The organism is Streptomyces sp. NPDC050619 (assembly GCF_040654815.1).
In the GTDB taxonomy this organism is placed as follows: domain Bacteria; phylum Actinomycetota; class Actinomycetes; order Streptomycetales; family Streptomycetaceae; genus Streptomyces.
Window position 1 is genome coordinate 71,772 of record NZ_JBFAIR010000044.1, and the last position, 21,058, is coordinate 92,829.

Consider the following 21,058-nt stretch of genomic DNA (forward strand, 5'->3'; position numbering starts at 1 on the left):
TCCTAACGGGTCGGGGTGGGGGCGGGGTTGGCTGTCGGACGGCCGTCGTCCACGGCTTGGTGATCAGCGGCGTGCACTACGTTGACGAGCGGATCTCCTCGTCGCAGACGACCGATGTTGTCGGCGATCTCCGCCGCGCGCGCGGCGAAGGTGTCGGTGGTGTGACCCGAGTGGTGCGGAGTCATGAGCACGTTGGGCAGTTCGTGGAAGGGCAGTCGGCTCGGTGCCTGGGGCGGGCCGCACCACCACACGTCCAGCGCGGCGCCGCCGATGACGCCGGAGCGCAGTGCCTCGTACAGCGCCTCCTCCTGCACCACCGGCCCCCGCGCCACGTTGACCAGCAGTGACCCGGGTCCCATGGCCGCCAGTTCGGCCGTACCGATCAGCCCGCGGGTGGCGGGGCCCAGGGGGACCGTGACCACCACGACGTCGGACTCGGTGAGGAGTTCGAGCAGCCGGTCCATCCCGCCGACCCAGTCGGGTCGCAGGTCGGCCGGGAACGGGGCGGAGGGGTCGCGCCGCACGGCGCGCACCCGCAGGCCGGCCGCCTGGCACAGCCGGGCGACCTCGGTGCCGGTCTCGCCGAATCCGATGATCCCCATACGGCGGCCTGGCAGCGTCGTCCCGAAGGGGAGGCCGGGGTCCACGGCCACATTGCGCCAGCGCCCCTCGCGCAGGGCGCGCTCGGCGCCCAGCACGTCGCGGGAGAGCATGAGGACGGACATGAGCACGTACTCGGCGATGGAGCGGCCGTGGTGGTGGGTAGTGGCCACCGTGACCTTGGGGCCGAGCGCGGCCAGCGGGATGCCGTCGTAGCCGGCGCCGACGACGTGGACGAGCCGTAACCGCGCGGCCCGCCGGGCGTCCTCGGCGCGCAGTGTCGAGCCGACGTAGACCTCGACGTCCGGGAGGGCCTCGGAGCGGCGCGCCGCGTCCCAGTCGCAGGCGTCCAGCCAGTCGTGGCTGCCCTCCGTACGCGCCTTGAGCGGCTCGTGGAACCGGCTCAGGATGCGGTGGTTGAGCATGATGCGCACGAGGGGGTCACCACCGGGGGTCCGAGCGAGAAGGACTTGCCATGTTGCCGTCCTCATACATAGTCAGCGTTCTCATATGTAGACACTCAGTTGTACGCAAGGGTGTGTGGTGGTGTCAATGAGCAGGCGGCGCCTCCGGTGCGGGGTGAGCAGGATCGTCCGAATGTCTTGACGCTGCCACGGCACCGGTTTAGCTTCGGCGTTCACAGATGCAGACCAAGTACGCAAGTGTAGACAGCTCAGCACTTCCCCGGAGACACGCGACGATGAAGTCCTCCGCTTTATCCACCCAGCGCGCCGCACCGCCACGGCCCCGCACGACGAGCGCGATGCTGCTGGCGGGCGTCCTGCTCGCGTCCAGCGGGTGCGCCGTGGCCAACAGCGCGGGTGGCGACACCGGCCGCGCCGACGGCCGCACCTTACGGGTGGTGCTCACCCAGGAACCGCCGACCCTGGAACCCTGTGAGGCGTCACTGACCGGCACGGGCGTCGTCGTCCGGTCCAACATCACCGAACCCCTGGTCGAACGCGATCCCACGTCCGGGAAACTGAACCCCCTGCTGGCGACCGGCTGGAAGCAGACCGCGCCCCGCACCTGGACCTTCGACATCCGCTCCGGGGTGACCTTCCAGAACGGCGCCCCCTTCACCGCCGAAGACGCCGCCTTCTCCATCGACCGGGCCGTCAACTCCGACCTCGCCTGCAACGTGGAGGGCTACGTGTTCGGCGACGAGGACCTCGAGGTGAAGGCGGTGAACGACGACCGCCTGACCGTGACCACCGAGAAACCGGACCCCATCCTGCCGTTACGCCTGAGCTTCGTTGAGGTCGTGCCCCGCACGACCTCCACGAAGGCCAAGGTCCGGGTCCCGATCGGCACCGGCCCCTTCGCCGTCCGCTCCTGGCAGCCCGGCGCGGCGATCTCCCTCGACCGCTTCGACGACTACTGGGGCAAGGCCCCCGACTTCGCACGGGCCCGCTATGTGTGGCGCAGCGACGCCAGTGTCCGCGCCGCCATGATCGACAAGGGCGAGGCGGAGATCGCCGTCGCGCTGGATCCGATGGAGGCGGAGAAGGACACGACGGTCGCCTACCCCAACAACGAGACGACCGCCCTGCGGCTGGACGGCCGCGAGGCCCCGCTCGACGACATCCGGGTGCGCCGGGCGATCGACCTGGCGGTGGACCGCGACGGCATCATCGACGCCCTCCTCGGCGGTCTCGCCGAACCGGCCGGCCAGCTGGTGCCGCCCGGAGTGGTGGGGCACAACGACGCGATCGAACCGCCCCGGCAGAACGTCGCGAAGGCCCGCGCCCTGGTGCGGGAGGCGACCGCGGACGGAGTGCCGACCGACCGGCAGATCACGCTGGTGGCCCGCAACGGCATGTTCGCCGGAGTGTCGGAGACGGCCGAGGCCCTCCAGTACCAGATGCAGGAGATCGGACTGAACGTACGGGTCCGGATGGCCGACACCGCCACCCAGCTCCAGTACCAACTCCGCCCGCTGCCCAAGAACGTCGGCCCCATCGCCCTGCTGATCATGCACGGCAACCAGGCCGGTGACGCGGCCTTCACCACCAGCCAGTACCTGCTGAGCGACGGCCCGCAGTCCACGTTCGGCACCGAGGCTCTCGACCGGCGCATCGCCGCGGCGGGCGCGCTGTCCGGCGAGAAGCGTCAGGACGCCTTCGCCGGCCTGCTCACCGAGCAGAACGAGTCCGTCGTCCAGTACGCCCATATCGCCCACATGAACGGACTGCTCGGCCTGTCACGGTCGATCCGGTACGAACCGAATTCCGCCACCGGAGACGAAATGCGGCTGGCCGAGGTCCGCTCGGCCAAGGTCGGCTCGGCCAAGGGGGCGAAGCGCTGACATGATCCCTTTCCTGCGCAAACGCGTACTCTCCAGTGCCGTCCCCCTGGTCTGCGTCGTCCTGGGCGTGTTCTTCCTGGCCCGGATGACCGGCGACCCCGTCGACCTCTATCTCCCGCTGAGCGCCACTCCCGAGCAGCGAGCGGAGTTCTCCGCCGCGCAGGGCTTCGACCTGTCGATCCCGGCGCAGTTGTGGAACTACCTCGTCGACGCCGCACACCTGGACTTCGGCACCTCGCTGCGCACCGGCGAGTCGGCGGGCTCGATGGTGCTCGACGCGTTTCCCGTGACCCTTCAACTCGCCGGTGTGACCATGCTGCTGGCGATCACCGGAGCCGTACTGGTCGGCAGCCTCGCCGCCTACCGCCCCAACTCCCTGATCGACAGGATCGCCAGCCTGCTGTCGATGACGGCCGCCAGCATCCCCGACTTCTGGTTCGCCATCATGGGCGTACTGGTCTTCGGCGTGAGCCTCGGGTGGCTGCCGACCTCGGGCACGCTCGGCGGCCCCGAGATATGGGTCCTGCCCATCGCGACCCTGCTGATCCGCCCCTTCGGCGTACTGGTCCAGGTGGTGCGCGGCAGCATGGTCAGCGCGTTGTCCGCGCCCTACGTCAAGATCGCCCGGAGCAAGGGCGCCACGCCCCGGCGCATGGTCTTCGGGCACGCCCTGCGCAACGCCGCGACACCGGTCCTGACCGTCGCGGGCGACCTGACGGTGGGCCTGGTCAACGGCGCGGTGATCGTCGAGACGATCTTCGGCTGGCCCGGCATCGGCAAGCTCATGATCGACTCCATCCTCCAGCGCGACTTCGCGGTCCTCCAGGCAGCCGTGCTCCTGACCGCCGTGACGATCTTCGCGCTGAACATCCTCGTCGACGTCTGCCACGCGCTGACCGACCCCCGAGTGCGACAGGCGGTGCCGGCGTGAGCGAAGCAACCAGCACGACCCGAGAAGAGACCGACGTCCCGGAGGAAGCCACCCCCGCCCACCACCGGCAACCTCGCCTGTGGCGGATGCTCGGCCGGGACCGGGCCGCGGCCGTCGGGGCCGTCATCCTCACCGTCGTAGCCCTCGTGGCCGTCTTCGGCCGGCTGTTCATCGGCGACCGCGCGCAACGCCAGGACCTGGACGCCTCCCTGCGACCACCGTCCCTGAGCGAGGGGATGTACGGACTGCTCGGCACCGACGTCCTGGGGCGCAGCATGGTGGCCCGGCTGATCGAGGCGGCGGCGACGACGCTGTCCGTGGCCGTCCCGGCGGTGCTGTGCTCGCTGGCGATCGGCTCGGCCCTCGGGCTGTGGGCCGGCTACCACGGAGGGCGCCGCGAGAGCGTGGCGATGCGCCTCGCCGACGTGATCCTCAGCTTCCCCTCGCTGCTGATCGCGGTGGTCGTGCTGTACGTCTTCTCGCCCAGCGCGCTGAACCTCGTACTGATCCTGGCCGTGACCCGGATACCGGTGTACCTGCGCACCGCGCGGGCCGAGGCGGCGGAGCTGCGCAGCCGGCTGTTCGTCGACGCGGCCCGGACCTTCGGCACACCCGGCCGGGTGATCATCTACCGGCACCTCCTGCCGATCGCCCTGCCGACCCTGCTCACCGTCGCCACCCTCGACTTCTGCTTCGTGATGCTCACCGAGTCGTCGCTGAGCTTCCTGGGCATCGGCATCCAGCCCCCGGACGTCAGTTGGGGCCTGATGGTCGCCCAGGGACGGCAGTACCTCCAGACCGCGTGGTGGATCACCGTGCTGCCGGGACTGGCCATCGTGCTCACCACCGTGTCCGCGACGGTGCTCGCCGCCTGGGCCCGCATCGCCACCGACCCCGCCCAGCGCTGGCGCCTGAGGCTGCCCAAGAAGCGCCGGGCCGTCTCGGCCGCCGTTCCTCCGGAGATGATCCCGTGACCAGCAAGACCGCTTCCGCCCCGACCGCCACGGACGCCCCCGCCCTGGAGGTCGAGGGACTGTGCGTGGACCTGAGCACGCCCTCCGGGACAGTACGCGCCGTCGACGGCGTCAGCTTCAGCGTCCGCCGCGGCCGCACGCTGGCCCTGCTGGGCGAGTCCGGTTGCGGCAAGTCGATGACGGCGCTGTCCGTGGTCGGTCTGCTGGACCCCGCGGCGGCGGTCACCGGCGGTGCCGTCCGGATCCGGGGCGACGACACCCTCCGCATGAGCCCCGCGGAGCGCCGCAAGCTGGCCGGCCCGGTCCTGTCGATCGTCTTCCAGGACGCCCTGACCGCCCTCAACCCGGTGCAGCCGGTGGGCCGGCAGATCGGCGAGCCCTTCCGCATCCACCAGGGACTGTCCCGGCGCCGGGCCCAGGAGAAGGCGATCGAGCTGATGACGCGGGTGGGCATCCCCGAGCCGAGGCAACGGGCCCGGTCCTATCCCCACCAGTTCTCCGGCGGTATGCGGCAGCGGCTGCTCATCGCGATGGCCGTCGCCCTCGCACCCGACGTGCTCATCGCCGACGAACCCACCACCGCCCTCGACGTGACCGTGCAGGCGCAGATCATGCGGCTGCTGCGGGACCTCCAGGACGAGCGGGACATGGCACTCGTCCTGATCACCCACGATCTGGCCGTGGTCGCCCAGCGCGCCGACGACGTGGTCGTGATGTACGCCGGCACGGTCGTGGAGAACGGACCGGTGCACGACGTCTTCTCCACACCCCGCCACCCCTACACCCGGGGGCTGCTCGACTCGGTGCCCGAGGGCAGCGTGCGCGGACGCCCGTTGCCCGCCGTTCCCGGCAACCCGCCCGAGCTGAGCGCGGTGCCGCCCGGCTGCGTCTTCCAGGCCCGTTGCCCGCTGGTGCGCGAGCGCTGTGTCCAGGAGCGGCCGTCGCTGCGTCCGTCGGGCGACTCTCGCCTCGCCGCCTGCCACTTCTCCGAGGAGCTCGACCGTGTCTGAGTCCCGCGCCACCACCGCCGACCCCGGGCCCCGGGCGGACGGTGCCGAGGAGAGCCCGCCGCTGCTGGAGGTACGGGGAGTCACGAAGACGTTCGGCAGCGGCCGGCGCCGGCTGACCGCCCTGGACGGGGTGGACGTACGGATCGGCCGGGGCGAGACCCTCGGGCTCGTCGGCGAATCGGGCTGCGGCAAGTCCACCCTGGCCCGGGTGCTGCTCGGGCTGGAGCGACCGGACTCCGGCACCGTGCGGTTCGACGGAACCGACCCCTTCGCGCTGCGCGGCAAGGAGCTGCTGGCCTGGCGCCGGCGGGTGCAGATGGTCTTCCAGGATCCCTTCGCCTCGCTCAACGCGCGCATGTCCGCCGCCGATCTGATCGGCGAACCCTGGCGCACGCACAAAGACGTCGTACCGGGCGCGAAGGCCCGCGAGAAGCGGGTCCGCGAACTCCTCGACCTGGTCGGGCTGCGGGAGAGCGACGCCCACCGCTACCCGGGCGAGTTCTCCGGCGGCCAGCGCCAGCGCATCGGCATCGCCCGCGCGCTCGCCCTGGACCCCGATCTCATCGTCTGCGACGAACCCGTCTCCGCCCTCGACCTGTCGGTGCAGGCGCAGGTCCTGAACGTACTCTCCGACCTGCGCACGCGCCTCGGTGTCACCTACCTGTTCATCTCCCACGACCTGTCCGTGGTCCGCTACATCTCCGACCGGGTCACCGTGATGTACCTGGGCAAGGTCGTCGAACACGGGGACACGGAGGACGTCTTCGAACAGCCCCGGCATCCCTATACGGCCGCGCTGATGTCGGCCGCGCCCGTCCTCGGCACCGGCCGGGACGCCCGCCGGGACACCCGCCAGGAGATCCAGCTCCAGGGGGAGATCCCCCCCTTCGACATCCCCTCCGGGTGCCGCTTCCGCACCCGGTGCTGGCGTGCCGAGGACCGGTGCGCGACCCAAGTACCGCCGGTCGTCGTGCGGGAGAGGGCGGACGGGGCCGAACCCCATACGGCTCTGTGTCACTTCCCGCTGGAGGCGGGGTCCGTGGGGGGCTGACTTTGCTCGGTGAGGGACTCCAGAATGCCGCGAGTCTCCTCCGCGCTCTCGGTCGGCATCCCGGACTCGAAGATCAACGGGCGAGCCGTTTGCCGCCGCGCACCACGTGCACCCGGCCCGCCGCCCAGTCCGCCTCCACCACCGCCAGCCGGTCCTTGAGGGTATGCAGGCGGCGGGACTTGGCATGCCACTCGCCGCGCGAGGCATACCCGCGCACCAGCCCTTCCCGCTTGTCAGCCTTGGAGCCCAGCGGCCCGGCCAGCCGCGCCTCGACCGACGCGATCTGCCCCCGCAGCCAGGCCATGCGGGCGGCCTGCCCGCGCCTCGCCAGCGCCCACTGATCATGGTTGGCCTTGGTGATACTGCCCGCCCAGCGCGCCGACGACCTCCCGGTCAGCTCCCGCTTGCGCACCGCCCACCCGCTGCCATCGTGCGTCACCCCCTGCCGGGACCGCTCCGCGAGATCACCCGCTGCCAGCGACCCCAGAAGCTTCCCGACCTCAGCCAGCACGGCCGCATCCGCCGCCGACAGCCGCAGCCGGTCCCGCACTGCCACCCCGGCCGGACCGGGCACCACGAACGACGCCGCCAACTCCCGCAACCCACCCACCCCTTCACCCCCGCCCACGACTCGAAGACCCCCTGTCACCGCATCAACGAGCACCATCCACAAAGGTCACACGTTCGCTCCAGGAACTCCCGTTCCCCTCGGAAAGCCACGCCCCGAACACACGCGTGACAGAAGAGGCCACCCCCGACACACCGCCGACGACCAGCCCCACACACACGGCCCCGACGCTCACTCACACTCACCCAAAGTCACTACCGCTCACTACATCGGCAACAGTTCCCAACCCCTCACAACAGTCTGCGCGTCAGACGCATGGCCACCGCCCCGTACATCACTCCGAACACCAGGGAGACCAGCAGAGCCAGCACCGGGGAATGGTCACGCAGGTAGGGGTAGACATGGAAGTGCGTCAGGTAGATGTACAGCGAGCTGCCCGCCAGTACGCCCGCCAGCCGGTTGACCGGGTCCACGCTGGGCAGGGCCGGGATCCACAGCAGTAGCAGCAGTCCGCCCACGACGACCGAGGTCCGCAGGGACTGTCCGGCGGGGAACAACCCCGGCACGGTGACCAGCGCGACAGCGGACAGCAGCAGCCGATGCGCCGTCGTACGGGCCCGGGCCGCCGCCCAGCCCAGCGCGAACAGGAAGAAGACGACGGTGGGGCTGAGGTGGTGACGGGTGTGTGCGAGGTCCCAGGGGTCGTAGCGTCCGACCAGTCCCAGGGCGACCAGGGCCAGGGCGAAGCCGAACGGGCCGCGCCGCTCCGCGCGGTCGAGCAGCGGGACCGCCAGCAGCGCCGCGAGGCCGGTCAGGAAGTAGACCAGTGCCTCGACGAACCAGTACCGCCACTCCGGGTCCGAATTGTCCTGTGCGAAAAGGCTGTTGGCCAGCACGAGGTTGGCCAGGTCGTATTCGCGGGTCAGCACCAGCGCGAAGGTGATCCACACGATGCTCGGCAGGGCGATGCGCGCGATGCTGCGCCGCAGTCCGCGCAGGCGCTGGGGGCGTTCGTGTGCGGTGAGGTGGAAGCGGGCGAAGTTGAAGCCGGCGACGCCGAGCAGTACGTGGGCGCCGCCCTGGACGGCGAAGACGGGGATGTGCGAGCCGACGATCAGGACGATGCCGATCGCGCGCAGGGCGATTCCGGTTTCCAGGGTGCGCCGGGGCCCGCGCTTTCGGCCCGGGCGCCGTGCCGCGTCGAGGCCACGCAGCTCCCTGATCGGTGTGGTGTGCCAGTCGGCGGGAAGCGTGCCCAGCGCCTGCTCCAGCCGCAGTGACATCTCGACGTAGGAGAGCGAGTCGCCACCCAGGCCGACGAAGCTGCTGTCCTCGGTGACGTCGGCCCGGTCGAGGATCTCGGTGTAGAGGACGCGGAGGTCGGTGGTGGTGCCGTCCCCGGGCGGCGGTGCCTGCGACTCGCGTGCCAGTCGCCGTACGGCCTCGTAGTCGGGCTTGCCCGAGGCGAGCCGCGGGAGTTCGGGCACCGTCCGCACGCGGATCGCGCGGGGAGGCAGACCGCAACCGTCCGCCACGAGGCGCCGGATGCCTGCCGTGTCGACGCCCTCGGGCCGGATCGCCAGCACGGCCAGCGCGTCGTCGTCGCCCGCGCAGGACGCACGTATGCCGTGCTCCCCCAGGATCGTCTCGACGCGCTGCGGGTCTATCCGCAGGCCCAGGATCTTGGCGAACCGGCTGCGGCGCCCCACGATCTCGTACAGCCCGTCGGGGGCGCGGCGGGCGATGTCTCCGGTGTGCAGCTCCTCGACGGTCCGTCCCCGTGCGAGGTCCGCCGCGCTCTCGGCGTACCCGAGCATGACGTTCGGGCCCGAGTAGACCAGTTCGCCGGTGTCCGGCTCGTCGATGCCGTCCACCGGTCGGATCCGGAAGGAGCCGCCGGGTATCGGTACTCCGACGGCCTGCGGGCGCTCGGCCGCGAGCGCCGGGGGCAGATATCCCATGCGGGCCGTCGCCTCCGTCTGCCCGTACATCACGAACAGCTCCCAGCCCGCGCGGCGACCCGACTCGGCGTAGTGGGCGACCCGTTCGGGCGCCAGACGGCCCCCGGCCTGGGTGACGTACCGCAGGTGGGGCAGCCGCATGCGCGCGAAGCCGACGCGGTCGAGGAGGTCGAAGGTGTACGGCACCCCGGCGAGGGAGGTGCCGCGGGCGGCGCGGAACTCCGTCCAGAAGCCGGCGTCGGCCACCGACCGTTCGGTGAGGATCAGCCCGGCGCCGCGCAGCAGGTGACTGTGGATGACGGACAGGCCGTAGCAGTAGTGCATGGGCAGGGTCGTCGCCGCGCGGTCGGTGTCGCGGATGTTCAGGTACGTGGCGATGGACTCGGCGTTGGCCTGGAGGTTCTCGGCGGAGAGCCGGACCAGCTTGGGGGATCCCGTCGAACCGGAGGTGCTGAGCAGCAGCGCCAGGTCCGGGTGCGGGGTGTGGGCGCTCTCGGTCCGCCGTTCGTCCAGCGTCCAGGAGCCGCTGCCGTCCGGCCGCGCGACCACATCCGGGTTGTACGCGGCGCTCAGGGCGTCGATGGTGCCGGCGCCGTCGCCGGGGACGAGCAGAACGGGGTGGCCGGCCGAGAGGGCGGCGAGGTGGACGACCAGGGCGTCGGCGCGGTTCGCCCCGGCCAGCAGGACCAAGCGGCGTGCGGGGCCGAGGCGTTCGGCGGTGGCGGCGACCCGTTCGGCGAGGGCGCGGTAGCTGACCTCGCCCTGTGGCGTGAAAAGTGCGGTGCGGTCGCCGTATGCCGCCAGGTCTTGGGCGAACGGCACACCACGCCGCCGTACGGGCGGTCGCGGGAAGGGAACCATGGTGCGTTGCGTGAGGGCAGCGGGCGGGGCAGAAAGGGGCCCCAAAGGGTTTATCACGGGCGCGCGACCTTTCTGCGGCACGTCCGCAATGAGCACAGGTCCCTTGACGGTTAGGCAAGCTTTACCTTATTCATAGCATGTTCACAGTTGGCTGAAAAGCATCGGAAGGCACACCACATGCGACGCCCCTCGGCCCGCCGGATCACCGCGCTCCTCACGGCCGGCCTGCTTCTCCCCGCCCTCGCCGCCTGCGGCTCCGACAACGACGAGGGCGGCTCGGCGGACGGCGGCGACTCGACCCTCGTCATCTACTCCGGGCGCAACGAGAAGCTGGTCAAGCCGATCCTCGACAAGCTGGAGCAGGCCGTCGGCAGCAAGGTCGAGGTGCGCTACGGCGACAGCGCCGAACTGTCCGCGCAGATCCTGGAGGAGGGCGACCGCACCAAGGCCGGGCTGTTCTTCTCGCAGGACGCGGGCGCGCTCGGCGCCCTCTCCAAGGAGGGCATGCTGGCGAAGCTGCCGCAGTCGAGCCTCGACGCGGTGGACCCGGCCTACCGCGGCGGCGCCGGAGACTGGGTGGGGCTGTCGGGGCGCGTGCGCGTCATCGCGTACAACCCGGACAAGGTCGCCGAGGACGAGGTCCCGGACAGCGTCCACGACGTGGTGAAGCCCGAGTGGAAGGGCAAGGTCGGCTTCGCGCCCACCAACGCCTCCTTCCAGGCCTTCGTCACCGGCATGCGCGTCCTGGAGGGCGACGACGCCACCCGCGAGTGGCTGGGGGACCTGAAGGCGGGCGGCAAGACGTACGCCCACAACCTCGCCACCCTCGACGCCGTCGAGTCCGGCGAGGTCTCCCTCGGTCTGGTCAACCACTACTACTGGTACGAGCGGGTCGCCGAGAAGGGCGAGGACAAGGTCAACGCCAAGCTCAACTTCCTGCCCGGCAAGGACCCCGGCGCGCTGATCAACGTGGCCGGCGTCGGCATCCTGAAGGACGGCGGCCAGACCGCGACCGCCCAGAAGGCCGTCGACTACCTGCTGGGCGAGGAGGCGCAGACCTACTTCGCCGACAAGACGAAGGAGTACCCGCTGGCCGCTGGTGTCACCAGCGACGTCGAGGGACTGCCGCCGTTCGACTCCCTCAACTCCCCCGACATCGACCTCGGCAAGCTGGAGTCCCTTCAGGAGACGCTGGCCATGCTCCAGGACGTCGGGCTGGTCTGAGGGCCGTGAGCCGGACGGAACCCGTGAGCGCGACGTGACCACAGCCCGATCCGCGGCCCGCCCGGCCGGAGCACCCGCTCCGGCCGGGCGCCGTCGCGGCCGATGGCGCGGAGGCGGCGACCGCAGACCCCCGCTGGTCCTGCTCGTCCCCGCCTGCGCCGCCGCCCTGTTCGCCCTGCTCCCGCTCGGCTACCTCGCCGTCCGCGCCCTCGAACGCGGCCCGCGCTACGCCTGGGACGTCGTCGCCGACGAACGCACCCTCCAACTCGTGGTCCGCAGCCTGGGATTGACGGCGGTCGTCGTGGTGGCCTGCCTGGTCCTGGGTGTCTCGCTGGCCTGGCTGACCGTGCGCACCGCGCTGCCGGGGGCCCGCGCCTGGTCGGTGCTGGTCACCCTGCCGCTCGCCGTGCCCAGCTATGTCGCCGCCTTCACCTGGCTGGCCGCCGTGCCCGAGACCACGGGGTTCGTCGGGGCCGCGCTCGCGCTGACCCTGGTGAGCCTGCCGTACGTCCACCTGCCGGTCGCCGCCGCGCTGCGCGGCATCGACCCGGCACAGGAGGAGGCCGCCCACTCCCTCGGCCACGGCCCCCTGCGCACGTTCCTCCGCATCACCCTCCCCCAGCTCCGCCCGGCCGCCGCGGGCGGGGCGCTGCTCGTCGCGCTGTACGTGCTCTCCGACTTCGGCGCCGTCTCGCTGATGCGCTACGACACGTTCACCCGGGCCATCCACACCTCCTACCGCGCCTCTTTCGACCGCACCCCGGCCGCCGCCCTCAGCGTCGTGCTGGTGGTGATGACGGTGGCGCTGGTCGCCGCCGAGGCCCGCACCCGGGGCCGCGCGGGACATGCGAGGACGGGCGGCGGAACGGCACGCCCCGCCGCCCGGGTACCGCTCGGCCGCTGGCGCATCCCCGCCCTCGCCTGGTGCGCGACGGTGGTGGCCGCCGCCGTCGCCTTCCCGCTCGGCACCCTCGGCTACTGGCTGACCGTCGGCACCTCCGCGACCTGGGACCTCAGCGCTCTCGCCCAGGCCACCTGGGCCACCTTCGGCGTCGCCGCCGCCGGAGCCGCCCTCACCACACTGCTCGCGCTGCCCGTCGGAGTGCTCGCCGCACGACACCGGGGGCGCGGCGCCCGGCTCCTGGAGCAGGCCGCCTACGCGGGACACGCACTGCCCGGCATCACGGTCGCGCTCTCCCTGGTCTTCTTCGCGGTCCGCTACGCGTATCCGCTCTATCAGCGACTCCCGCTGCTGGTCGGCGCGTACGCCGTCCTCTTCCTGCCGGTCGCGGTGGCCGCCACCCGGGCCGCCGTCCTTCAGTCACCGCCCGTGCTGGAGGACGTGGCCCGCTCGCTCGGCAGGTCACCGCTACGGGTCCTGCGCGAGGTGACCGTGCCGCTGGCCGCACCGGGGGTGGCGGCCGGTGCCGCCCTCACCTTCGTCGTCTGCATGAAGGAACTGCCCGCCACGCTCCTGCTGCGCCCCACGGGCATGGACACCCTCGCCACCCGCCTGTGGACCGAGACCGGCGCCGGATCCTTCGCTGCCGCCGCCCCCTACGCCGCCGCACTGATCCTGCTCGCCGCCGTCCCCTCCTACCTCCTGGGCAGGCACCGCACATGAACGACGTCCACATCGCGCGACTGGCCAAGTCCTACGGCCCCGAAGCCGCCGTCCTGCACGGCCTGGACCTCTCGGTGCCGGGCGGCTCGCTGGCCGCCGTGCTCGGGCCCTCCGGCTGCGGCAAGACCACCCTGCTGCGGATCGTCGCGGGGTTCCTGCGCGCCGACGCGGGCACGGTCACCGTCGGCGGGCGCACCCTGACCGGCCCCGGGGTCCATCTGCCCCCGGAGCGGCGCCGCGTCGGCATCGTCCCGCAGGAGGGCGCACTGTTCCCGCATCTGAGCGTGGCGCGCAATGTGGCCTTCGGCCTGACCGGACTCGACCGCGGGGAGCGGCGCCGCCGCACGGAGGAGATGCTCGACCTGGTCGGGCTCGCCGGGTACGGCGACCGGATGCCGCACGAGCTGTCCGGAGGACAGCAGCAGCGCATCGCCCTGGCCAGGGCACTCGCCCCGCGCCCCGCACTCGTCCTGCTCGACGAACCCTTCAACGCCCTCGACAGCGCACTGCGCACCGGCGTACGGGCGGATGTACGCGCCGCTCTGCGGGCGACCGGGGCGACGGCGCTGCTGGTCACCCACGACCAGCAGGAGGCCCTGTCCACCGCCGACCTCGTGGCCGTCGTACGGCAGGGCCGGATCGCCCAGTGCGCCAGCCCACAGGAGCTCTACCGGCGCCCCGCCGATCCATGGGTCGCCGGTTTCGTGGGCGACGCCGTACTCCTCCAGGGCACGGTCGACAACAGCGGCTCCACGGCCACCACGCCGCTGGGCACCGTGACGTTGGCCTCACCACCGAACGGCTGGCGCACCGGCACGGTGGTCCTGCGCCCCGAGCAACTGCGCCTGACCGACGCGGACACCGCGGAGGCCACGGCGCGGGGCACGGTGACCGACGTGTGCTTCTACGGCCACGACGCCAAGGTGACGGTCGCCGTGCAGGGCCTCGACTCCACGGTGGACGTCCGTGTCGCCGGCCCGCTGTCGGTCGGCCTCGGCCAGGAGACCGGCATCCGCGTGACGGGCGAGGTCACGCTGCACCCGTAGGCGCAGTACCGCAGCCATTCCAGGCTGTTCCCGGCCAGGTGGGTCACCGCTTTTCTGTGCGGGCCGCCGAGGAGGCGGACAACCACGCACACGCAGGCAGAGGAGCTCCGAGGGCGGCCGAACTCCCGCCGGATGTCGCGATTCGTACGGAGCTTGCCGACCAGCCTGAAGTGGTCCTACACCGCGGGCTCGCCGCGCTGCTCCTGGCCATGCTGACCGTGGGCTGTGCCCGGGACGCCAAGGTCGACACCGCTGAACCACAAGGCCGTCGAGGCACAGACTCGCCCCGGCTCGGATGTGCGGTGCCCCTCCGCCGCGGCCGTGAGCCGGGCCGTTTCGGCCGGCCCGTTCACAGTGCGCCTTTCAGTGCTCGTGCCTGTCGGCGCCAGAACTCCTGCGAGACCTCTGCCTTGGGGAACACGAGGTCGAAGCCGTGGAAGGCGCCGGGGATGATGTCGAGGTCGCAGGGGACGCCGCTGTCGCTGAGCCGGCGCGCGTACTCGACGTCTTCGTCGTGGAAGAGATCGAGGGTGCCGACGCCGATCCAGGCCGGAGGGAGACCGGTGAGATCCTCGCGGCGGGCCGCGGCCGAGTACGGGGAGACGTCCGGGCCCGCGACGGCGTCGCCGAGGTAGGACGACCAGCCGTACCGGTTGCTCTTGGGCGTCCAGACACGCACCTTGAGGGTCTTCAGGTCGGTTCTCGTCGTCGTGCGGTCGTCCAGCATGGGGTAGAGGAGCAGTTGGAACGCCGGGCGGATCTCGGCCCGGTCATGGGCGAGCAGGGCGAGGGCCGCGGCTATCCCGCCGCCTGCGCTGGCACCGCCGATCGCGATGCGGTCGATGTCGATGTGCAGGTCGTCCGCGCGCTCGGCCAGTCCGCGCAGCGCGGCGTAGGCGTCCTCGACCGCGGCGGGCGCGGGATGGTCCGGCCCCAGTCGATAACGGACCGCGGCGACGGTGATGCCGAGCTCGCGGGCGAAGGCGATGTTCGTACGGTCGTCCTGCTCGGGTGCGCCGAAGATCAGCCCGCCTCCGTGGATCCACAGCAGCTCCGGAGCCGCTGCCTTCAGGCCGGCCGGCTGGAAGACACGAAGCGAGACCGACGGTGCGCCCTTGGGCCCGGGCACGAGGATCTCCTGGACCGTGACGTCCGGCCCTGGGTCGGTGGAGCGCCACTTCACGCTGCGCACGATGCGCGACGACAGACGTCCGTAGGACACATTGGGGATGAAGCGACCTCGTCTGAGATCGGGGTGGAAGGTACTCATCGGGTCCTCGTTCTTTCCCCTCATCGAGGGGTGCAGGGAATCTTCTGGCCACCCGGCGGGTGGCCGACGTCGAGAGTGGGGACGGCTGTGAAGCCGGTGCGACACCGACGACGGGAAGGCAGGCGCGCGGCTGCGTGAGACATCTCGACGGGCGTCCGTAGCGCGGCGGATACCGCGTCGGCCATCAGATGCGGAGCCGTGTCGCGTGCGGCGTCGGGGCCGGTGCGCTCGGCGACGAGTTCGGTGAGCTGCCCCGTCACGCGCCGAACTCGGGCGTCGCCTTCCGACCGCGATGCCGCCAGCGAGGCCGACCTCTAACCTCCGGGCGACTTCGCCGGCCGGTCTCGCGCGTAGCTTGAGCCGCCGTCGTGGTCGGCTGTCCCGGCCGTCGCCTGCCGGACCGGGACCGGGACTGGGACTGGGGCCGGGACTGGGACTGGGGCCGGGGCGAGGTCGCGGGCGTCGCGGACCTGCGCGCCACCGCAGGCCATGTCGGCGTCCGTCCACTGTCCCGGTCCGGCAGGGGCGCGGATCGTGCGACCGCCGCGCCCGGACCGCTCGGTCAGATCTTCGTCTTCTCCCGGACCCACGCGCCGATCTGTGCGATGGCGGCGTCGGTCTCCGGAATCCGGCCGGCGCCGTAGACGTAGGAGTGCTGGCCGCCGGGGACCACCACGGTCGTCGTGTCGATTCCGGCGTCCTTGACGCGGGCGGCGAACTCCTCGTCCTCGCCGGCCAGGACCTCGTACGTTCCCCAGGAGACGAGGGTGGGGGGAAGACCGCTGAGGTCAGCCCGGTTCAGGTTGACCCGGGTGTCCGTGAACTCGATGCCCGTGCCTCCGACCCAGGACTCCCGGAAGAACTCCAGCAGTTCCTTGCTGAGGATCTTGTCCGTCCCGGCGTTGGCCGCGATGGTCTCGTTGGCGATCTCGAGGTCGCACCAGGGGGAGATCGACACGATGGCGCCGGGCAGGGGCTGCTTCTTGTCGCGGAGGCGAAGCGCCAGGGCGACGGCGATGAACCCGCCGATCGAGTGGCCGATCGTGATGATGTTTCCCGGCGCATACCCTTCGGACAGCAGCCAGTTGAAGGCCGCCTCCGCGTCGTCCACCTGAGCCGGGTACTTGTGTTCCGGTGCGCGCCGGAAGTCCAGGACCAGTACGGGGGCCCCGGCTGCCTTGGCGATGTGGCCGGCGAGCTTTCGGTCGACGAATGCCGACGCCAGAACGGAGCCCCCGGCGTGCGTGTGCAGGAGGACGTAGTCGGTGTTGGCGTCGACCGGTTCGCACCAGATTCCCAGCACGCCACCCGCGTCCACCTCCCGATAGGTGACGCCCTCCGGCTCCCGGGCCGCGAGATGGACTTGCTCCGCCTGGATGCGCGCCGCATCCAACTCGGACGGGGGGTTCTGCCCTGTGGCCAGCCATTCCGCGAATTGGATCGCTTCCGGGCTCAGTTCAACAACAGCGTGCTCGGACATTTGGTACCTCCATGGGGCCATGGGGCATACCGGCCCGCCAGGACCGGTATCGCCGGGGTTTGTCAGGCGGTGTGGGTGGGGTGGTCGGTGTGGCCGATCTCGTCTGCCACAGCGGTGGCGACCTCGACGGCGAGTCGGATGCGCGCGAAAGGTGGGCGTCAGTTCGGCATCCGGTTGAACTTGCGGACGATGCGGTCGAAGATCCGGGCCGGGAGGACGCGGTGGAACACGCTGATGCCGGCGGCCGTCGAGCCGGCGGTGCGCCGCAGTTTCGGCTTCTTGTCGGTGGCCGCCGCGACGATCACCTTGGCGATGGTGGCGGGATCGTCGCCGCCGCTGAGGTTTTTCGCCAGTACCTCGTCGAAGGTGCGCCGTCCTGACGCGTAGAGGGGCATGGGGGTGTCGCCCTGCACGCTGTGGTCCCCGAAGGGGGTGTTGATCGGGCCGGGCTCGACGAGCAGGATCCGCACGCCGTGCTCGCGGACCTCGTGGTCCATCGAGGTGGAGTAGCCCTCGACGGCGTGCTTGGTCGAGGTGTAGATGGCCATGAAGGGGCTGGGGACGAACCCGCTGAGGGAGGAGACGTTGATGACGCGTCCGCTCCGTTGAGCGCGCATGTGCGGCAGGACCGCCTTGGTCGTCCGCATGATGCCGTAGACGTTGATGTCGAAGACCTCCTGCGTGCGGGCGACGGAGTACTCCTCGGCGGCGCCGTTGGCGCCGACGCCGGCGTTGTTGACCAGGACGTCGATGCGTCCGAACCGGTCGATCACCTGCTTGACCAGGGAGTCGACCGATTCGTCGCTGGTTACCTCGAGGTCGAGGTAGGTCACTCCGGCGGGCGCGGTGACGCGCGCGGCGTTGCGCGCGGTTCCGATCACCTCGAAGCCCGCCGCGGCGAGGGCGCGGGCCGTTTCCCTGCCGACGCCCGATGAGGCGCCTGTCACGAGTGCCACCGGCCGAGTTGTCGCCATCACGAGCTCCCTTGGTTTGACGTAAGCCCGTATGTCTTACGTTCGTATGTCTTACGTTCGTACGACCATAGAGTGGTCGTCGGCCGATGACAAGTGGTCACGTCCGACGATTCGAGAAAGGTCCGGGAAACCGTCGACCGAACTCCTACACCTCTCCATTAGTCCGCTTTGCTGATTTTTCTCCCCATCTGTCCGTCTGGCCACCGCTCGGTGAATCGCGAGCTCCGATAGACCTCGCTCGTCGGGGTGGTCTCGGTGACGGCGCGCGTGATGGACAGGCAGGCGGAGATGCCCGGAAGAAAAACGCGGTCCGGAGCTGCCGTCCCCTGTGCGGCAGCTCCGGACCGCGGGTCGGTCAGCTCCTGGCCCTGCCGTTCAGGGCGGTGAGGGAGGTGTCTGCGAGACCCAGTTCGCCGGCCTTGTCCAGCTGTTGCCGAAGCTGTCCGGCCTCCGCGCGGCCGGCCTTCTCGATGACCTCCGCCTCCTCGCCGCGGACCTGGGCGCTCCGGCGGCGGCTCACCGTCCGGCGGCTTCGCCCGTGTGAGCCTCGCTCAGCACGGACGGCGCGGGTTCAGCGGGCAGCGCTGGTTCATCCGGGAAGAGGCGCTGCAACGGCCGTACGATCAGGCAGGTCGTGACCCAGGCGACGAGCAGCGCTCCCACCGGGACGACCAGGCGCAGCAGCCCGGTGGCAGGTCCCGGAGGCGCGAGCACGGCAAGCACGACCGCCGCCCCGACGCTCAAGGACCAGCCGAGCACCGTCAGCAGCGAGAGGGCGACCGTCACGGGCACCCCGCTCATGCGCCACGCCCGAAGGTCCACATCCGTGTCGAAGCTGTCGATGCCGGCAACGCCCACGGCGGCCAGGAGCCAGAAGCAGACGACCACGACAAGGGCCGCGGTCAACAAGATCGTGGGCAGGCCCGTGGCGGCCACCAGAAATGTCCGCATCTCCCGGTCCCCCCTCACCGCCCGCGGCGCGCATCAGTGGTGTCCGAAGGCGCATGGCACCCGTCCGGCTGCCGAAGTGTTCCGGTGCCGGGCACCTGCCGGTACCCGGCACCGGAACCATCCGCCGTGCTCCCCGCGACCCATACTGCACGCTCCGATCCCGGCCGCGCATTGCCGATTCCCGGCAGTGTTCACTAGGGTCTGCATGCCGGAGGCCGCCCAGAAACCGTCACCGGCGCGTCAAGAATCCGGGGGGACGACGTGACCGACCGGGAGATTCCCGAGCAGTACCTCGACGGCTACGACCGCATCCTGACCGACGTGTCGGCCACCGGTCGGCGCCTCACCCGGGACGAGATCGCCTCCCGGCGGGCCCTTGGGGAACAGGCCGCGGAAGCCGGCCACGGACTGCGCGCCCTGGTCAGCGCGCACCTGACCGCCGCCCGCACCGCATGGCCGCGTACGTCCGGCTCGACCGACAGCGCGCTGGCCGCCGTGCAGCAAGTGATCGACGCCTTCGCCGAGGGCTACGAACGCGCCCAGCGCCTGGCCGTGCGCCACGAAGAGGCCGCCCGCCGCGAGTTCATCGACGACCTCCTCTACGGCCGCAGCGACCTCGGCCGCCTCTCCGAACGCGCCGAACGCTTCGGTCTGCGCCTCTCCCACGCGCACGCGGTCGCCGTCGCGCAGGGCCCGGACGCCTACGACGAGGGTGACCCGGTGCCCCGGCAGGTGGAACACGCGCTCATCTCCCGCTTCGGCGACCGCCACGTCCTGCTCACCACCAAGGACGGCCGCCTGCTGTGCATCGCGCCGGGCCCCCAGGACGAGGTCCTCACCTACTTCGCCAAGCAGGCGCACGCCGCCACCGACGGCGGCCGGGTCGCCATCGGCCGCCGCCAAACCGGGCCCGGCGGCGTCGTCCAGTCCTACGAAGAGGCACTCAACACCCTCGAACTCGCTGAGCTCCTCGACCTCGACGACCCCGTCCTGCGCGCCGCCGACCTGCTCGTCTACCCCGTCCTCACCCGCGACCGCCAAGCCATGGCCGACCTGGTCGCCGACACCCTCGGCCCGCTCACCACGACCCGCGGCGGAGCCCGTCCGCTGCTCGACACCCTCACCGCGTACTTCGACTCCGGCTGCGTGGCCGCCGAGGCCGCCCGCCGCCTCTCCCTCAGCGTGCGCGCCCTGACCTACCGGCTGGAACGCATCCACAAACTCACCGGCGCCAACCCCGCCGACCCGGCCCACCGCTACATGCTCCAGACCGCGGTCATCGGCGCCCGGCTCCTGGACTGGCCCGCCAAGGACCTCTGACACCCGGCCCCGCCCTGTGCCAGACCACCGCGAAATCGGAAGGGGGCGGCCGCCTCATGGGCCGGTGAGGATCGCCGACCGCCGACTGTCCGGGTTCTGAGCCAGCGGCTCCGGCGCGCGCTCGTTCCACTCGTCGGCCAAGCCGTCCAAGGCCCGCACGACGCGACGTCCAAGGCCCGCACGACACCCCGCCGCAGCCGCCCCTCGACCGCACGCAGCACCACCGCCGCCACCGCACGCAGCAGGCGCCGGCCGCGCGGGATCACGACGACACGCACCTCCCGACGGCCGCCGTCACGGCTCAGCCGGGGCACGGCCCGCAGCTGGGACCGGAACAACCGATGATCCCAGCATTCCGGGCAGCACGCGTACCGAGTCCTGCCTCAGCGCGGCAGTCCCGAGCCCGTCATCGTGCTCGGGACGTACCGTCAGTACTGCTCGGTCTCGATGAAACTCACGTCCGCGTCGTTGTCCGCACCGATGGCGGCGGCGGTCGGGTCGAATCCGGGCGGGCTGTCCTTGAGGCTCAGGCCCATGCCGACGAGCTTCGCCTTGACCTCGTCGATCGACTTCGCACCGAAGTTGCGAATGTCGAGCAGGTCCGCCTCGGAGCGCGCGACCAGCTCACCCACGGAGTGGACGCCCTCACGCTTGAGGCAGTTGTACGAGCGGACGGTGAGGTCGAGCTCCTCGATCGGCAGTACCAGGTCGGCGGCGAGGGCGGCGTCCGTGGGGGACGGGCCCATGTCGATGCCCTCGGCGTCGATGTTGAGCTCACGCGCCAGACCGAACAGCTCGACCAGCGTCTTGCCGGCCGACGCCATGGCGTCACGCGGACGCATGGCCTGCTTGGTCTCGACGTCGACGATCAGCTTGTCGAAGTCGGTGCGCTGCTCGACACGGGT

Annotated in this window: 17 protein-coding genes and 1 pseudogene; 9 read left to right on the plus strand and 9 right to left on the minus strand. The window is 71.2% G+C overall.

The window, feature by feature from the left end:
- Positions 1–2: 2 nt before the first annotated feature.
- Positions 3–1,025, minus strand: coding sequence for a 2-hydroxyacid dehydrogenase (locus AB0I77_RS45400; RefSeq protein WP_363288795.1), 1,023 nt, complete (start codon positions 1,023–1,025; stop codon positions 3–5).
- A gap of 275 nt (positions 1,026–1,300) precedes the next feature.
- On the opposite strand from AB0I77_RS45400, the gene AB0I77_RS45405 reads away from it, so the two are divergent.
- From AB0I77_RS45405 to AB0I77_RS45425, 5 genes are read left to right on the plus strand one after another with little or no spacing between them, the layout of a single operon-like run.
- Positions 1,301–2,908, plus strand: coding sequence for an ABC transporter substrate-binding protein (locus tag AB0I77_RS45405; RefSeq protein ID WP_363288775.1), 1,608 nt, complete (start codon positions 1,301–1,303; stop codon positions 2,906–2,908).
- Between the two features lies 1 nt (position 2,909).
- Positions 2,910–3,839, plus strand: coding sequence for an ABC transporter permease (locus AB0I77_RS45410; RefSeq protein WP_363288776.1), 930 nt, complete (start codon positions 2,910–2,912; stop codon positions 3,837–3,839).
- Positions 3,836–4,813, plus strand: coding sequence for an ABC transporter permease (locus tag AB0I77_RS45415; RefSeq protein WP_363288777.1), 978 nt, complete (start codon positions 3,836–3,838; stop codon positions 4,811–4,813). Before AB0I77_RS45410 ends, AB0I77_RS45415 begins: the two co-directional genes overlap by 4 nt.
- A complete protein-coding gene (locus AB0I77_RS45420) occupies positions 4,810–5,823 on the plus strand; it encodes an ABC transporter ATP-binding protein (RefSeq protein ID WP_363288778.1) in 1,014 nt (337 codons plus the stop codon). Before AB0I77_RS45415 ends, AB0I77_RS45420 begins: the two co-directional genes overlap by 4 nt.
- A complete protein-coding gene (locus tag AB0I77_RS45425; RefSeq protein ID WP_363288779.1) occupies positions 5,816–6,874 on the plus strand; it encodes an ABC transporter ATP-binding protein in 1,059 nt (352 codons plus the stop codon). The genes AB0I77_RS45420 and AB0I77_RS45425 overlap by 8 nt, the downstream gene beginning before the upstream one ends.
- A gap of 79 nt (positions 6,875–6,953) precedes the next feature.
- On the opposite strand, the pseudogene AB0I77_RS45430 reads toward AB0I77_RS45425, so the two are convergent.
- Both AB0I77_RS45430 and AB0I77_RS45435 read right to left on the minus strand, forming a co-directional pair.
- Positions 6,954–7,541: pseudogene (locus AB0I77_RS45430) on the minus strand (IS200/IS605 family accessory protein TnpB-related protein); the annotation flags it as partial.
- Positions 7,542–7,732: 191 nt separating this feature from the next.
- Positions 7,733–10,225, minus strand: coding sequence for an AMP-binding protein (locus AB0I77_RS45435; RefSeq protein WP_363288780.1), 2,493 nt, complete (start codon positions 10,223–10,225; stop codon positions 7,733–7,735).
- 216 nt (positions 10,226–10,441) lie between these two features.
- Between AB0I77_RS45435 and AB0I77_RS45440 the strand changes: the two genes are divergently transcribed.
- Genes AB0I77_RS45440 through AB0I77_RS45450 form a run of 3 tightly spaced genes read left to right on the plus strand, consistent with a single transcriptional unit; the run spans position 10,442 to position 14,158 of the window.
- On the plus strand, positions 10,442–11,488 hold the full coding sequence (locus AB0I77_RS45440) for an iron ABC transporter substrate-binding protein (RefSeq protein WP_363288782.1): 1,047 nt from the start codon (positions 10,442–10,444) through the stop codon (positions 11,486–11,488).
- 34 nt (positions 11,489–11,522) lie between these two features.
- Entirely contained in the window at positions 11,523–13,112 is a 1,590-nt protein-coding gene (locus AB0I77_RS45445) for an iron ABC transporter permease (RefSeq protein ID WP_363288783.1), read from the plus strand.
- Positions 13,109–14,158, plus strand: a complete 1,050-nt coding sequence (locus tag AB0I77_RS45450) for an ABC transporter ATP-binding protein (RefSeq protein ID WP_363288784.1) — start codon at positions 13,109–13,111, stop codon at positions 14,156–14,158. The genes AB0I77_RS45445 and AB0I77_RS45450 overlap by 4 nt, the downstream gene beginning before the upstream one ends.
- A 349-nt stretch (positions 14,159–14,507) precedes the next feature.
- On the opposite strand, the gene AB0I77_RS45455 is transcribed toward AB0I77_RS45450, so the two are convergent.
- The 5 genes from AB0I77_RS45455 to AB0I77_RS45475 all read right to left on the minus strand — a co-directional run bounded on the left by AB0I77_RS45455 (position 14,508) and on the right by AB0I77_RS45475 (position 18,833).
- Positions 14,508–15,428: an alpha/beta hydrolase gene (locus tag AB0I77_RS45455; RefSeq protein WP_363288785.1), complete on the minus strand. Its 921-nt coding sequence runs from the start codon at positions 15,426–15,428 to the stop codon at positions 14,508–14,510.
- A gap of 562 nt (positions 15,429–15,990) precedes the next feature.
- Positions 15,991–16,908: an alpha/beta hydrolase gene (locus AB0I77_RS45460; protein ID WP_363288786.1), complete on the minus strand. Its 918-nt coding sequence runs from the start codon at positions 16,906–16,908 to the stop codon at positions 15,991–15,993.
- Positions 16,909–17,066: 158 nt separating this feature from the next.
- Positions 17,067–17,882: an oxidoreductase gene (locus AB0I77_RS45465; protein ID WP_363288787.1), complete on the minus strand. Its 816-nt coding sequence runs from the start codon at positions 17,880–17,882 to the stop codon at positions 17,067–17,069.
- A gap of 355 nt (positions 17,883–18,237) precedes the next feature.
- Positions 18,238–18,402, minus strand: coding sequence for a hypothetical protein (locus AB0I77_RS45470; RefSeq protein ID WP_363288788.1), 165 nt, complete (start codon positions 18,400–18,402; stop codon positions 18,238–18,240).
- Positions 18,399–18,833, minus strand: coding sequence for a hypothetical protein (locus AB0I77_RS45475; RefSeq protein WP_363288789.1), 435 nt, complete (start codon positions 18,831–18,833; stop codon positions 18,399–18,401). Before AB0I77_RS45475 ends, AB0I77_RS45470 begins: the two co-directional genes overlap by 4 nt.
- A gap of 261 nt (positions 18,834–19,094) precedes the next feature.
- Here AB0I77_RS45475 and AB0I77_RS45480 point away from each other — a divergent pair, with 261 nt between their 5' ends.
- Complete coding sequence (locus AB0I77_RS45480) at positions 19,095–20,153, plus strand: helix-turn-helix domain-containing protein (protein ID WP_363288790.1); 1,059 nt, start codon at positions 19,095–19,097, stop codon at positions 20,151–20,153.
- Positions 20,154–20,581: 428 nt separating this feature from the next.
- Here AB0I77_RS45480 and AB0I77_RS45485 read toward each other — a convergent pair.
- Positions 20,582–21,058: DNA-directed RNA polymerase subunit alpha C-terminal domain-containing protein (locus tag AB0I77_RS45485; protein ID WP_363288791.1), on the minus strand; the 477-nt coding region annotated here is incomplete at its 5' end.

Excerpts from the sequence above, each read along its gene's own strand:
- AB0I77_RS45440 (WP_363288782.1), top strand. The coding sequence starts at position 10,442 with ATGCGACGCCCCTCGGCCCGCCGGATCACCGCGCTCCTCACGGCCGGC.
- AB0I77_RS45450 (WP_363288784.1), top strand. The coding sequence starts at position 13,109 with ATGAACGACGTCCACATCGCGCGACTGGCCAAGTCCTACGGCCCCGAA.
- AB0I77_RS45475 (WP_363288789.1), bottom strand. The coding sequence starts at position 18,833 with ATGCGGACATTTCTGGTGGCCGCCACGGGCCTGCCCACGATCTTGTTG.
- AB0I77_RS45405 (WP_363288775.1), top strand. The coding sequence starts at position 1,301 with ATGAAGTCCTCCGCTTTATCCACCCAGCGCGCCGCACCGCCACGGCCC.
- AB0I77_RS45410 (WP_363288776.1), top strand. The coding sequence starts at position 2,910 with ATGATCCCTTTCCTGCGCAAACGCGTACTCTCCAGTGCCGTCCCCCTG.
- AB0I77_RS45460 (WP_363288786.1), bottom strand. The coding sequence starts at position 16,908 with ATGTCCGAGCACGCTGTTGTTGAACTGAGCCCGGAAGCGATCCAATTC.
- AB0I77_RS45400 (WP_363288795.1), bottom strand. The coding sequence starts at position 1,025 with ATGCTCAACCACCGCATCCTGAGCCGGTTCCACGAGCCGCTCAAGGCG.
- AB0I77_RS45465 (WP_363288787.1), bottom strand. The coding sequence starts at position 17,882 with ATGGCGACAACTCGGCCGGTGGCACTCGTGACAGGCGCCTCATCGGGC.
- AB0I77_RS45455 (WP_363288785.1), bottom strand. The coding sequence starts at position 15,428 with ATGAGTACCTTCCACCCCGATCTCAGACGAGGTCGCTTCATCCCCAAT.